Raw genomic sequence first — 13746 nt, 5'->3', positions numbered from 1 at the left:
GCCTACCCGCTGACCTCTCGCAAGAACGTCGGCGGTTGGACGGTCCTGGCCAACCAGGGCTTCACACCGACCAACGGCCAGCACGCCTTCATCATCACCGGCAACACGGGGCCCAGCAATCTGAGCTCCGGCGGCCTGATCACCTCCGGCGCGCTGAAGGGCCTGACGTTCAATCCCGACGGCAGCACGAGCGCCTTCAACTTCGGGACGCAAGTGGGGTCGGCCCTCTCCGTGGGCGGGACTCAACCGTCGGCGGACACCTTCGCGTTCGTGACGGTGCCGGTCACGCGCAGCAACTTCTACGGCCGCGCGACCTATGACCTCACCGACAAGATCACCCTGTCCGCCGACCTTCGCTATACCGATGTCTACAACCACTACAACTTCGCCCCAGACACCATCACCGGGCTCACCATCAAGAACGACAACGCCTTCCTGCCGGCCGCCATCAAGACGCAACTGGCCGCGGCCGGCCAGACCAGCTTCACCTTCGGACGGAACAACGACGACTTCGAATTCCGCGACTACGACTATGACCGCCGCGACGTGCAGGCGAGCGTCGGCGCCCAGGGTCACTTCGGATCGACCTGGAAGTGGGACGCCTACTACACCCACGGCGAACGGACGACGCAGGAGGTGTTCAACCACCAGCGGATCACCGCGAACTTCAACCTCGCCGTCGACTCGGTTATTAGCCCGACCACCGGCCAACCGATCTGTCGGATCGCACTCACCGTGCCGACGACCAACTGCGTGCCGATCAACCTCTTCGGCTACGGCAACGTCTCCGCCGCCGCCCAGAACTATGTCAATGGCTCGTCCTTCCTGCGCTACCAGCAGCAGCTGGACGACGGCGGCGCCACCCTGCGCGGGGACCTGTTCAACCTTCCAGGCGGCCCCGTGTCCGTCGCGACCGGCATCGAGATCCGGCACGAGCAGATCAAGACCCTTGAAGATGACCCGGTCTCGCTCACCAACGGCTTCACGACGGTCAATCCGAAGGGTTTCGACGGAGGCTTCTCGGCGAAGGAGGCGTTCTTCGAGACCGTCGTGCCGATCATCAAGGACGTGCCGTTCTTCGAGGCTGTCGATTTCAACGGCGCGGCGCGGGTCAGCGATTACAGCAATTCCGGCACCATCTGGGCCTGGAAGGCGGGTCTGACGGATCGCATCACCGAGGATTTCCGCATCCGGGTCGTGCGGTCACGTGACACGCGTTCGGCGAGCTTGACCGAACTGTTCACGCACGGCACCCAGGCGACCGGCACCATCTCCGATCCGGTCACCAAGACGCAGTATTTGGTCACCCAACTCAACGGTGGCAACGCAAATCTCCTACCGGAAATATCGAGCACAACGACCCTTGGCTTCACTTATTCGCCGTCGTGGCTGCCAGGCCTCGACCTCTCGGTCGATCACTATGACATCAACATCGACCGGGCGATCACGACCCTTTCCGCGCAGGACATCACCACCCGCTGCTTCAATGGCAACCTTGCGCTCTGCGCGCTGATCACCCGCGCCGGCGCGGGCAACACGATCACGAAAATCCAGTCGACCTTCATCAACCTGGCGAACTACGCCACGCGTGGCACAGACTTCGAGGCCAGCTACAGCCTACCGGTCAGCCGGTTCTGGAGCAGCGGCGAGGGGAACCTGCGTTTCCGCGCCTTGGCCAACCACACCGACAGCCTGGTCACCAATGATGGTGTGACCCGCATCCAGTATGCGGGCACGGTGGGCACAGGCGTCTCGTTCGGCACGCCGAAATGGCAGGGCAGCCTGGACACGGGCTACACCCTCAACGAAACGGCCGTCGACGTCCGGGTGCGCTATGTCGGCGGCGGCACGTTCAACCCCGCCATGGACATCGCCAACAACAGCGTCTCCAGCCGGACCTATGTCGATCTGAGCTTCACCCAAGGGCTCTCGATCCTCGGCCACGGCGGCTTCACGGTGTTCGGCAACGTCAACAACCTCTTCGATCTCGCGCCGCCGGTCGATCCGAACCCGCAGTTCTACGACGTCGTGGGTCGTTACTTCGAGCTCGGCCTGAAGGCGCGCTTCTAAGGTCGGCGCACTCCGCCGCCCCCCAAACGCGGCGATGTCGGCCGGCGCGTGGCCAAGGCCAGGGTCCATTCCTCCCCTGGACCTTGGCCACGTTCTTCCCACGGGCAGGAGGCGCCATGTCACGGACCGCTCGTCTCGTCGCAACGATTCTGGCGCTCGCGGCGCCCGTTCAGGCCTTCGCCAGTCCGGCCGAGGACGCCGCCAAAATCCGCGCGATCGTCGGCGACCCTCTGGGTGACGCCGCACCAGGGTGCGCGGTCGGCGTCTTCAAGGACGGCCAGACGCAGTTCGTGTCAGCTGGGTCGGCCGAGATCGGCGCCCGGCGGGCGCCGAACGGCGACACGCGGTACTATTCGGGGTCGCTGGCGAAGCAGTTCACGGCGCTGTCAATCACCCAGCTCATCGTCGCGGGTCGCGTCCAGGAGGACGACGATGTGCGAAAATTCATCCCTGAGATGCCGGTGCGCCGGACGCCGATCACGGTGGCCCTGCTGCTGCACCACACCTCGGGAATCCCAAACAGCGCCCGGATGCTTGCGCTCGCCGGCTACGACCATGTGCGGGACTCGACCCGGCCGGGGACGATGCAACTCCTGTTCCGCTATCCGGCCGAGGCCTTCCCACCGGGAAGCACCTTCGAATATTCGAATGGCGGCTACCTCCTGCTCTCCGAGATCGTGGAGCGCGTCTCCGGCCAGCCCTTCGCGGACTATGTCCAGGACCACATTCTCAAGCCCATCGGCATGACCCGCAGCACGGTGCTGCGCGGCGTGATGCCGGACGACGCCAACCGCGCGCTCGGCTACACGCCCAAGGACGGCGGCTTTGTCGTCAACGAGGACTTCCCGTTGTTCGGCGGCGCTGGGGCCATGCTCCTGACCATCAACGACCTGGCGAAGTACCATCAGGATATCGTCTCGGCGCATCGGGTCTGGACGCCGGAGGTCGCGCGCCGGATGACGGAAGGCGGGCGCTACGCCGACGGCTCGCCGGTGCTGCAGCCCCGGCCGGGGAGCACCTGGGGCTACGCCTCCGGCCTGATGCTCAGCAAAGACTGGGTCCTGCACGACGGGAACTTCGCGGGTTTCCAGGCGGTCATCGCCTGGCTGCCCGACACGACCCGCGGCATCGCCATGCTGTGCAATCGCGGCGACGTGCGGCCGGTCGAGCTGGCCACCCGGATCATGGCGGCGATCGATCCCAGCCTCCCGGTGCTCGATACCTCGCGCTACCCGCTGCCGGGCCTGGCGGGGCGGTTCGGGTCCGAAACCGCCGGCGCGGTCTATGAGATCCGCACCGCGGGCGCAGACCTTGAGGTGACGGTCAGCAAGCCCACCGGTGGGACCTCGAGCGCGTGGTTCGAGCGGAACGCAGACGGGGCCTTCACGAACGGCCCGATCACCCTGACGTTCGATCCCGACCACCGGGGTTTCGTCGCCTCCGACGCCAGCGCCGCCGAGCGCTTCCACCGCCTTCCGTAGGTCGCCGGCCGGCTCAGGCCGGGAGGTTGGCGACCTCGACCGGGGCGATGTCGTCGGCGGGTTCGAAACCCAAGACCTTGCCATAGAACCACAGCTCCGCCTCCTTGGCGCGGACGATGGTCGTGGCCTTTCGCCAGCCGTGGCTTTCGCCTTCGAACACCAGGCAAGCCACCGGCGTACCCCGGGAGACGAGCGCACCGCGGATCATGTGCGCCTGGTTTGGCGGCACGATCGGGTCGTCGGCGCCCTGGAGGATCAGCAGCGGTGTTGTGAAGCCGTCGAGATGATGGATCGGGGAGCGGGCGTCGTAGACAGCCTTCGCGTCCGGCCAGGGCCCGATCAGCCCGTCCATGTAACGGCTCTCGAACTTGTGCGTGTCCTGCGCGAGGACCGCGAGGTCCGCCACCCCGTAGAAGTCGCCGCCCGCGGCGAAGACGTCGCTGCGCGCCAGGGCCGCCAGCACCGTGAAGCCGCCGGCGCTGCCGCCGTGGATGACCATCCGCTTGCGGTCGACCCGGCCCGAGTCCGCGAGGTGCTCAGCCGCCGCGATCACGTCCTCGACGTCCACGACGCCCCATTGGCCGTTGAGCCGCTCGCGGTAGGCGCGGCCGTAACCGGTGGAGCCGCCGTAGTCGACGTCGACGACCGCGAAGCCCCGAGTCGTCCAGTACTGGATGGCCAGGCTGAAGGCGCCCGACGCGGCGCCGGTCGGACCGCCGTGGGCCTGCACGATCAAGGGTGGACGCTCGGCCGCCGGCGCGGTGAACGCGCCGCTGGCAGGCGGGTAGAAGAGGGCGTGGGTCGGCCGGCCGCCTGCGCTTGGAAAGGTGATGGGTTCAGGCCGGGAAATGTCCTCCGGCGCGATGTCGAGCGCCACGGGCTGGCGCAGGACGTCATGACCACCGGCGGCGAGGTCGATGATCGCGACCTTGGAGGTGTCGGCCTCGCTGAGCGCGATGGCCACGATCCGCGCCTCGTCCAGAGCCTGGACGAAAACGAGCCCCGAGAACGGTAGAGGCAACGCCTCGACCGCGCCGGTGCGCCGATCGACAAGCAACAGGGCCTCGCCCTGGGCGTCCTTGGCCGTGGCGGCGATCCGGTCGCCGATCACCGCATAGGTGCTGCGCCCCAGGGTCCAAAGGGGCCCCCCGAACTCCGCCTCGCGCGGCAGCAGGGCGCGCGCCGGGCCATCTCCACCCTCATAGAGGTTCCAGTAGCCGCTCTCGTCGGAGAGCCACACCAGGGCGCCGTCGGCGGTCCATTGCGGCTGCAGGACCGAGACGCCGGGGCCGCCCGCCACCTGCCGGACGTTTGTGAGCCCCGCATCGGTCAAGTCCGCCACATAGAGTCGCGTCGCGTCCCACGGCATCGCCGGGTGATCCCAGGCGATCCAGGCGAGGCGGTTTCCCGGACCGAGGCGCGGATAAGCCACGAAGTCGCTCGCTGAGAACAGCACCAGGCCCGCGTCGCCGGGGCGGCCCGAAAGACGGACGATCGTGTTGCGGACGTTCTTGGGATCGGTGTGATCCTCGCGCACAGCGAGAAGGCCGCCGCCCGGCGCGGGAACGCCATCCGCGTAGCGGTAGCCCTCGGGCGTCATCGGCTTTGGCGCCTCTAGGCCCGCCTGAAGATACAGGCGCTGATCAGCGTAGTTGCTGAACCAGAGCCCCTCCGGGCCCACGGCGTAGGGCGCGCCGCCGTATTCATGCACGCGCGTGCGGGCGTTGAAACCGTCCGGCGTCAGCTGCCGCACGCCGGCTGCGTCAGCGGTCATCACCACGAGGCGGCCACCCTCGGCGGGACGGGTCTCGAGCCAGTAGGGCTGGCCGCCGAAGACCCGCAGGTCCGAGAGGGCGACGGCGCCCTCCGCCAGGCGCGCCGCGCTGATCGGCGAAGCCCAGGCGCCGTAGGGTCTCACATCGGTCATCATCGAACCTGCGTTTGCGCCCTTTGGCTGAAGCTCAAGCCAACGACTCGAGGCGCGCCTTGGCCGGCGCGCTCTCCACGATCAGCCATCGTGCGACGATGCCGACCATAGCCGCGCCGAACATATAGCCGACCGGCGCCATGGTGCTGCCGGTCGCATGCGTCAGCCAGGTGACGATCAACTGGGTGGTCCCGCCGAAGACGGCGTTGGCGATGGCGTAGATCGCCGCGAACGACCCGCTGCGGATCCGCTTCGGGAGGCTCTCGGTCATGGCGGCGTAGAAGGCGCTCGCGCCGCTGCCGGCAAGTACGCCGTTGATCGCAGCGCCGACGAGCAGGGCCGTGCCGCTGCGGGCTTCGACGATCCAGTAGAAGACCGGAATCATCACGAGCAGGTGGGCAAGCGCCGGCACGATCATCACGGGTCGCCGCCCGATCCGGTCGGACAGCCAGCCGCCGCCGAGGTAGCCGATCACACCGGACAGGCTGCTGATGACGCCGCCCGCGAAGGCCAGGGACGGGCGCATGTGCAGGGCGTGCTGCGCGAAGGTCGTCATGTAGCTCGACACCGAGCTTGTGATCGAGCCGGCGGAGATCACCAGCAGGCCGAGCAACAGGACGCGCCGGCTCGCAGCCACTAATGCGACCCGGCTTTCAGAGTCCGCCTTTGTCACCGTTCCGGCCGGTTCGGGCGCGTGCAGGGTCTCCGGCAGGTTCCGCCGCAGCCAGAGGCCGTAGGGCAGGGTGACCGCGCCCAGCAGGAACGCGACCCGCCAGCCATAGGCGTCCAGCGCGGCAGGTGGCAGCAGGCTCGACAAGGTGAAGCCGACCAGGGCGGCGACGGTCCCCGCCAAGCCCTGGCTTGCGCCCTGCCAGGACACGGTCAGGCCCCGCCGCCGGCTGTCGGCCGCCTCCATCAGATAGGCCGTCGTGGGTCCGACCTCTCCCCCGAGCGAGAAGCCCTGCACCAGACGGGCGATGACCGCGAGGAGCGGCGCGGCGATCCCGATGGCCGCGTAGGACGGGATACAGGCCAGGCCAATGATCGCCAGGCCCATCAGGGCGAAGCTCAGCATCATGGCCGGCCGCCGTCCGACACGGTCGGCGTAGGCCCCGATGACGATCCCACCGATCGGACGCGCGACGAATCCGGCGCCGAACAGCCCCAGCGACAGCATCAGGCTGGCGTACTCGGAGTGCGCGGGGAAGAAGGCGCGCCCGACCTGGATCGAGAAGAAGCCGTAGGTGATGAAGTCGTAGAACTCGAGGGCGTTGCCGATCGTCGCCGCCAGGATGGCCTTACGCGTCGGGCCGGTCGTGGCCTTCAGGCCGGCCTGAGGGGCGGAGGGGGCGACGGGGAGGGCGGGATCAACCATTCACGCCAACCCGCGCTGCGCGAGATCCTTGGACCGTCCCGACCTCATGCCCGTGCCTCGTGGTCCGCTCTTCAACATCGCCGCCAAACCGGAACTCTGGCCCGTGCCCGCGCAGGATTGTAGTGCGATTGACGGTGCGCCCCATAGGCCCGCCCTATGGTCTGTGCGCCCACGGCACGCGCGCCGGCAGTCCCATTCGCAGGCCGGAAGGTCCCAGGCGCACATAGCCGAGCCCTATGGCTCATGGAACACTTCCCGCTTGTTCGCCGCCCCGAAGTCCGATGGTCTCCCGGCAGTCAGCGAATTCAGACCACGAGCCGATGCAAGCGTCCCAAGCGGCCCCGAACCTGGAGCGGGTCCAAGTCATCATCGACACCCCCGAGGGTGAGGCGGCGCCAGGCTGCGCCTTGGCCATATTCCGCGGCGGCGAGAGCCAGCGCCTATTCTCGGGGTTCGCCGACATCGAGGCGGGCCGACGGCCGGACTCAGACACCCTCTACTACGCGGGATCCCTGGCGAAACAGTTCACCGCGCTTGCCGTCGTCCAGCTGGTGCTGGCCGGCCAGATCGATCTGGAGGCGCCGGCGAGACGCTATCTCCCGGAGCTGGCCGCGCGGAGCCCCGACATCACGGTGGAGATGCTGCTGCATCACACCTCGGGCCTGCCGAACTACGCCAAGCTGGCGCCGCTCGCCGGCTATCAGCGCCCCTCGGACCTCGTTCGCGCCGACGTCGTTCAGATGCTTCTCGACTATGAGGGCGGCGCCTTCCCGCCCGGCGCGACATTCGAATATTCAAATGGAGGCTATCTGCTGCTCTCCGCGATCGTCGAGCGGCTGACGGGGACGGAATTCGCCATCTACGTCCGGGACCACATCCTGGATCCGATCGGGATGAGCCGCAGCCTCGTCCTGGACGGGGCCTTCCCCGAGGATGTCAATCTGGCGCGAGGCTACATGCCGGCCGAGGGTGGTTTCGCGCTCGCCGAACAGGTCCCGATGTTCGGTGGCGCGGGCGCGATGATGTTCACCCTTGATGACCTCGAGCGGTACTTCCACGACATCGAGCATGGGCATCGGGTCTGGACGCCCGAGGTCACGCAGATGATGACGGCGCCTGGGCTCTATGCCGACGGATCGCCGGTGATCCTGCCCGTGCCCGGGCACATATTCGGCTACGCCGGCGGGCTCATGCTCAGCCGCGACTGGGTGCAGCACGGTGGCAATTTCGCGGGCTTCCAGGCTTGGTTCGGCTGGCGGCCCGGAACGGGCGTCGGCCTGGCGCTCCTCTGCAACCGCGGCGATGTGGATCCCCTGGCGCTGGCGGCGCGAATCGTCGCCGCCGTGGCCCCGGACTTCCCTGCGCCGGACGCTCAGCGGTTCGTGCTCCCCGGCTTTGCCGGGCGCTTCGTGTCCGACTCTGTGACCGCGGTCTATGAGATCGCGACCCGCGCGGGGGAGGATTTGGACGTGACGATCACCCCGCCCGGTCGGGCGCCGCCGGCCCGCCTTCGATTTCAGAGGACAGGAGAGGGCGTGTTCGCGGCGGGGGCGCTCATCCTCAACTTCGACCCGGATCACCGGGGTTTCAGTGTTCGGAACGAGAACGTCTCCGTGCGCTACCGCCGGGTGCCCTAGCGCCTCCCATCCCATAGGAACGACGTCGCCATGCCACTTCCTCACCTGGCCAAATGGACCGAGGCCCAGCGTCTCGTCTTCGTGCCCGGTCAGCTGCCATACGACGCGTCGCGGCAGGTCGTCGGGGCAGAGATCGGAGCCCAGACCGCCCAGGCGCTGGCGAACCTGGACGCGGTGCTGCGGGACGCCGGCCTGGACCGCTCGCGGGTCGTCAAGGCGACGGTCTGGCTGCGGGCGGCCGGCGACTTCACCGGCTTCGATGCCGCCTATGCCGCCTTTTTCGGCGAGCACCGCCCGGCGCGTTCGACGGTCGTGTGCGAACTGGTGGCGCCGAGGGCGCTTGTCGAGATCGAGGCGGTGGCGGCGCGCCCCGCATGACGACGAAAGGCGCGCCCCAAGCAGAGCGCGAGCGGCTGGCTGCCCGCGCCGAGGCCGTGACGGTCACGCGCGATGACTGGGGCATCGCTCACATCCATGGGCGAACGGACGCGGACGCTGTCTTCGGGATGATCTATGCCCAGGCGGAAGACGACTTCGGCCGTATCGAAACCAACTACCTCACGGCTCTGGGGCGGACGGCCGAAGCCGGAGACGGCGAGACCGCGATCTGGAGCGATCTTCGGGCGCGTCTATTCGTCGATCCCGCAGACCTGCGGCTCAAGTACGCCGCCGCCCCGTCGTGGCTCCGGGCGCTCATGGGCGCCTGGGCGGACGGGCTGAACCACTTCCTTCTTTCGCGCCCCGACGTGCGCACGCGCGTGATCCGCCGGTTCGAACCCTGGATGGCGCTCAGCTTCACGGAGGGCGCCAACGGCGGCGATCTCGCCAAGATCTCGCTCGCCGACCTGGCGGTGTTCTACGGCGGGCTGGACGCGGAGCGCATGTCTGTGGCCGCCGCCACCGGACGCAGTTCCGAGGAGCCCGCAGGCTCCAACGGGATCGCGCTCGGGCCATCCATGACCCGGGACGGGCACGCGCTGCTGCTGATCAACCCGCATACCGCGTTCTACCTTCGCTCCGAATTGCAGATGAGCAGTGACGAAGGCCTCAACGCCTATGGCGCCGTCACCTGGGGCCAGTTCTTCGTCTACCAGGGGTTCAATGCCCACGCGGGCTGGATGCACGCCACATCCAGCGCCGATTGCGTCGACGAGTTCGAGGAGACGATTGTCGAGCGCGCGGGACGGCTGTTCTATCGCCACGGGGCCGAGTTGCGGCCGGTGCGGACAACGCCGGTCGAGCTTCGGTTTCGCGCGCAGGACGGAACCCTCGCGGCGCGGTCGTTCACCGTCTTCCGGACGCATCACGGCCCGATCGTCCGGGCTGAGGACGGGAAGTGGGTCGCCGTCGCGTTGATGGACCGACCCGTGGCGGCGCTGGAACAGGCGTTCCTGAGGACCAAGGCGCACGACCTGGCCACGTTCACCGAGGTCTCCCGCCGCGCCGCCAACTCGACCAACAACACCATCTTCGCCGACGACCAGGGCGCCATCGCCTTCCTCAATCCCCAGTTCGTGCCCCGTCGGGACGACCGGTTCGACCGCACCCGTCCCGTCGACGGCGCCGATCCCGCAACCGACTGGCGGGGCGACACGCCGATCGGCGAGCTGCCGACGGTCATCGATCCCCCGAACGGCTGGGTCTACAACGCCAACGACGGGCCGTGGTGGGCGGCGGGTCAGTACAGCCCGAGGCGGGGCGACTATCCCGGCTATATGGATCGAGTGGGCGCCAACTGCCGCACGGCCCACGCCCTCGAAATCCTCGAGGCCTGGCAGGGCTTCACGCTCGAGCGCCTTCGGGATGCAGCTTATGATTCGCATCTGCACGTTTTCGCAAAGCTGTTGCCGGATCTGCTGACGGCGTTCGACGTGCTCGCCGTGAGCGACGTGAGGAGGGCTAACCTCGCCGAGCCGATCGCGGCGCTGCGGGATTGGGATTGCCGGTCATCTCTAGACTCGGTCGGGACCACTCTCGCGGTGTCGTGGGGTGAAACGATGCGGGAGCGCGTCGCACCCGAACTGCGACCCGGTCGTCTCTCCGTCGTCGACAGGATCGCGCGTACCTCGGCCGACCAGAAGCTGACGGCGCTGGCCGACGCCGTCGGCGCTCTTCTGCGCGACTTCGGACGTTGCGACGTCGCCTGGGGCGAACTCAACCGTTTCCAGCGGATCGATGCGCGCGCCACGCCGCGGTTCGACGACGCCGAGCCGAGCTGGCCCGTGCCGTTTGCCGCGTCGCAATGGGGCGCGCTGACCGCCTATGCCGCAGCGCGCCATCCCGGGACGACGAAGATCTACGGAACGAGCGGCAACAGCTTCATCGCGGTCGTCGAATTCGGCCCCCGGGTGCGAGCCCTTGCGCTCAGCGCCGGCGGTGCGAGCGGAGACCCTGGTTCGCCGCACTTCGCGGACCAAGCCGAACGGTTCGCCAGTGGCGACTTGCGGCCAGTTTACTTCCATCCCGACGAGCTGGCCGGCCACGTGGAGCGGACCTACCAACCCGGCCGCGCCGAACCCAGATGAGTCTCGCGATCATCGGGCGCGAGACCTTGAGGCGTCGCTGGCCTGTGCCGCGGCCGTGGCGGCGACACCCCGGGAGGCGGCCGCAGGCAGTGACATCATCTGCACGACCACGGCGTCGGTGGAGCCGCTGCTGCACGATCTGGACGTATCAGACGGCGCCCACCTCAACCTCGTCGGCTCGAGCTACCTGCGCCCGCGGGAAGTCGACGACGCCCTGGTCGCGCGTGCACGCTTCTTCGCAGACCATCGGAGCTCGGTCCTCAACCAGGGCGCTGAGTTGCGGTCGGCAATCCTGGCCGGACTGGTCGACGAGCATCACGTCCTGGCCGAGATCGGCGAGGTGCTCTCGGGGGCGGCTCTCGGGCGCACGAGCGCACATGAGGTCACGATCTACAAATCCCTTGGAAACATCGTATCGGATCTTGCCAGCGCCGAACTTGTCGCCGCGCTTGCGGAAGCGCCGACGATCAGCCTGGATGACTGACCGCGTCTCACCAGGGTCGTTTGACGAGTATGAGGTTGGTCGACGACGGGGTGACTCACGCGCGATTGAGCTTTGGCTCGCTTACCGGGTGCGAAGGCCGCATTGCGGGCGCGCTCATCCTCTCAACGTCCACTCTTCGGCACGGCATCAATGGCCGCCGATGTTGAGGTTTCTTGGGCGCCCGCCAGGCGCCGCGGTGGGTCTGACCCCGCAGGCGGGCGCCTGAGAAAGCCCGAAGTCTGACCCGCGGGATGGCGGCGAGGGGCTATGGGGATTTGAGCTGGGCGACTGGTCCGTTGTGACCGCAGCGGCGATCTTTCGAGGCCGATGGAGCGGGCGCAGGGGTCGGTTTTCCCCGTCGTCTGGCAGCGCCGACGTGGTCGAGGTGGCGCCGACGCGCCGTCAGATGGTCCTGGGCGTGATCTTGGCGCAGCCGGGAGCGTCGCCGGCGCGGCGCCGGCCACCTGGGTCGGTCGTGAGCGATGGGCCGATTTGCGATCCTCATGAGCTGTCGATCCCGATGACCGGTCCGGTCGGTGCGGTGCGAGGCGATGCGCCGCGCTCGAAGATCTCGATGAGGCGCATGCGGCCGCCGCAGCACGGGCAAGCGATCGCAGGCTTTGCGGGGGCCTCGGGCTCGTCGCTGGACGGGGCCGCTGGCGGCGGGAGCAGCGCGCGGCCCTTGGCCAGGTTGGCGGCGCGCGCGGTGTTGGCGAAGAGGCCGTAGTGCCGGATGCGGTGGAATCCGGTGGGCAGGACGTGGATGAGGAAGCGGCGGATAAACTCGCCAGGCGCCAGGGTCATCAGCTTGCGCCGAGCCTCGCCGTCCTGGCGGTAGTCCTTCCAGCGGAAGGTCACGCCGCGGTCGTCGAGGCTGACCAGGCGGCTGGAGGAAATGGCGACGCGGTGGGTGTAACGGGCGAGGTAGGCCAGTACGGCCTGCGGCCCTGCGAAGGGGCGCTTGGCGTAGACCACCCACTCGGCGCGGCGCAGCGGAGCCAGGCGCGCGGCGAAGGCCGCGCGATCGGCGAGGTCCGCGAGCGCGCCGAAGAAGGCCAGACGCCGCTCGGCGTGGGCGGCGGCGAGCCGGTCCAGGAACAGGCGGCGGAACAGGCGCGAGAGCACCCGCACCGGCAGGAAGAATCCTTTGCGACAGGCGATCCAGCTCTGGCCGTCGGGCGAGAGCCCGCCGCCGGGGACGATGCAGTGCAGGTGCGGGTGGTGGGTGAGCGCTGATCCCCACGTATGCAGCACCGCGGTCAGGCCGAGGCGCGCGCCCAGGTGCTTGGGATCGGCGGCGATGGTCAGCAGGGTCTCCGACGCCGCCTTGAACAGGATGTCGTAGACCGCCGCCTTGTTCTGGAAGGCGATGTCGCCGATCTCCGCCGGCAGGGTGAAGACCACATGGTAGTAGGCGATCGGCAACAGCTCGGCTTCGCGGGCTTCCAGCCATCGCTGCGCCGCCGCCCCCTGGCACTTCGGGCAGTGGCGGTTGCGACAGGAATTATAGGCGATCTGCAGGTGATCGCAGTCTTCACAGCGGTCCACGTGGCCGCCGAGCTCGGCGGTCCGACAGGCCTCGATCGCCGACATCACCTTCAGCTGGCCCAGGCTGAGATGGCCGGCCTGGGCGCGGCGCCAGGCGGGCCCATGGGCGCGGAAGATGTCGGCGACCTCCAGAACCGGGCGCACCGGCCTGGCGGCTGCGTCAGGCCGGCGGCGGCCTCAGCTGCAGGAGATCCAGCGGACTGGCGACCCCGTCCAGGGTCTTGGCCGCTACGTGGGTGTAGACCGCCGTGGTCTCCAGCTTCTTGTGGCCAAGCAGGACCTGGATCACGCGGACGTCCACGTCCTGCTCCAGCAGGTGGGTGGCGAAGCAATGCCGCAGCGTGTGCAGTGAGACGGCCTTCTTGATCCCGGCCTTCCGGAGCGCATCGTGAAAGGCCCGGTTCAACGAGCGCGGGGTGACCGGGTCGAAGGGTGTCAGGCGATTGGGAAACAGCCACACTGGTGGACGGGCGACCTTCCACCAGTTGCGCAGCACCCCAAGAAGATGCGGCGAGAGCAGCGCGTCGCGGTCGCGCCGTCCCTTGCCTTGCTCGACCCGGATCCGCATGCGCTGGCTGTCGATGTCGCTGACCTTGAGGCCGACGACCTCCGAGGCGCGCAGACCCGCGCCATAGGCCACGCTCAGCGCCGTGCGCCACTTGAGCCCTGGCGCTGACTCCAGGAGGCCGGCGATCTCGG

The 13746-nt window shown here is 68.4% G+C and carries 10 protein-coding genes; 6 read left to right on the top strand and 4 right to left on the bottom strand.

What is annotated here, in order from left to right; translation table 11 throughout:
- The coding region (locus tag VHS75_RS03365; RefSeq protein ID WP_329637191.1) for a TonB-dependent receptor domain-containing protein at positions 1–2070 on the top strand (2070 nt) is incomplete at its 5' end.
- Between the two features lie 116 nt (positions 2071–2186).
- Positions 2187–3551: a serine hydrolase domain-containing protein gene (locus VHS75_RS03360; RefSeq protein ID WP_329637190.1), complete on the top strand. Its 1365-nt coding sequence runs from the start codon at positions 2187–2189 to the stop codon at positions 3549–3551.
- A 13-nt stretch (positions 3552–3564) separates the two neighbouring features.
- On the opposite strand, the gene VHS75_RS03355 is transcribed toward VHS75_RS03360, so the two are convergent.
- Together VHS75_RS03355 and VHS75_RS03350 are read right to left on the bottom strand one after the other, a co-directional pair.
- Positions 3565–5478, bottom strand: a complete 1914-nt coding sequence (locus VHS75_RS03355) for a S9 family peptidase (protein WP_329637189.1) — start codon at positions 5476–5478, stop codon at positions 3565–3567.
- 34 nt (positions 5479–5512) lie between these two features.
- Complete coding sequence (locus VHS75_RS03350) at positions 5513–6853, bottom strand: MFS transporter (protein WP_329637188.1); 1341 nt, start codon at positions 6851–6853, stop codon at positions 5513–5515.
- Positions 6854–7173: 320 nt separating this feature from the next.
- Between VHS75_RS03350 and VHS75_RS03345 the strand changes: the two genes are divergently transcribed.
- From VHS75_RS03345 to VHS75_RS03330, 4 genes are read left to right on the top strand one after another with little or no spacing between them, the layout of a single operon-like run.
- Positions 7174–8490, top strand: coding sequence for a serine hydrolase domain-containing protein (locus VHS75_RS03345; RefSeq protein WP_329637187.1), 1317 nt, complete (start codon positions 7174–7176; stop codon positions 8488–8490).
- A gap of 30 nt (positions 8491–8520) precedes the next feature.
- Positions 8521–8868: a RidA family protein gene (locus VHS75_RS03340; RefSeq protein WP_329637186.1), complete on the top strand. Its 348-nt coding sequence runs from the start codon at positions 8521–8523 to the stop codon at positions 8866–8868.
- Positions 8865–11015, top strand: a complete 2151-nt coding sequence (locus VHS75_RS03335) for a penicillin acylase family protein (RefSeq protein ID WP_329637185.1) — start codon at positions 8865–8867, stop codon at positions 11013–11015. The genes VHS75_RS03340 and VHS75_RS03335 overlap by 4 nt, the downstream gene beginning before the upstream one ends.
- A 55-nt stretch (positions 11016–11070) precedes the next feature.
- Positions 11071–11499: a hypothetical protein gene (locus VHS75_RS03330; protein ID WP_329637184.1), complete on the top strand. Its 429-nt coding sequence runs from the start codon at positions 11071–11073 to the stop codon at positions 11497–11499.
- 501 nt (positions 11500–12000) lie between these two features.
- On the opposite strand, the gene VHS75_RS03325 is transcribed toward VHS75_RS03330, so the two are convergent.
- Positions 12001–13191 carry an IS91 family transposase gene (locus VHS75_RS03325; protein WP_329637183.1) on the bottom strand — a complete coding sequence of 397 codons (1191 nt, stop codon included), beginning with the start codon at positions 13189–13191 and terminating at the stop codon, positions 12001–12003.
- 16 nt (positions 13192–13207) lie between these two features.
- The coding region (locus VHS75_RS03320) for a tyrosine-type recombinase/integrase (protein WP_329637182.1) at positions 13208–13746 on the bottom strand (539 nt) is incomplete at its 5' end.

It is taken from the genome of Phenylobacterium sp. (assembly GCF_036264965.1).
In the GTDB taxonomy this organism is placed as follows: domain Bacteria; phylum Pseudomonadota; class Alphaproteobacteria; order Caulobacterales; family Caulobacteraceae; genus Phenylobacterium.
Note: the sequence above shows the minus strand (reverse complement) of the source record. Positions and strands in the feature narration are given on the sequence as shown.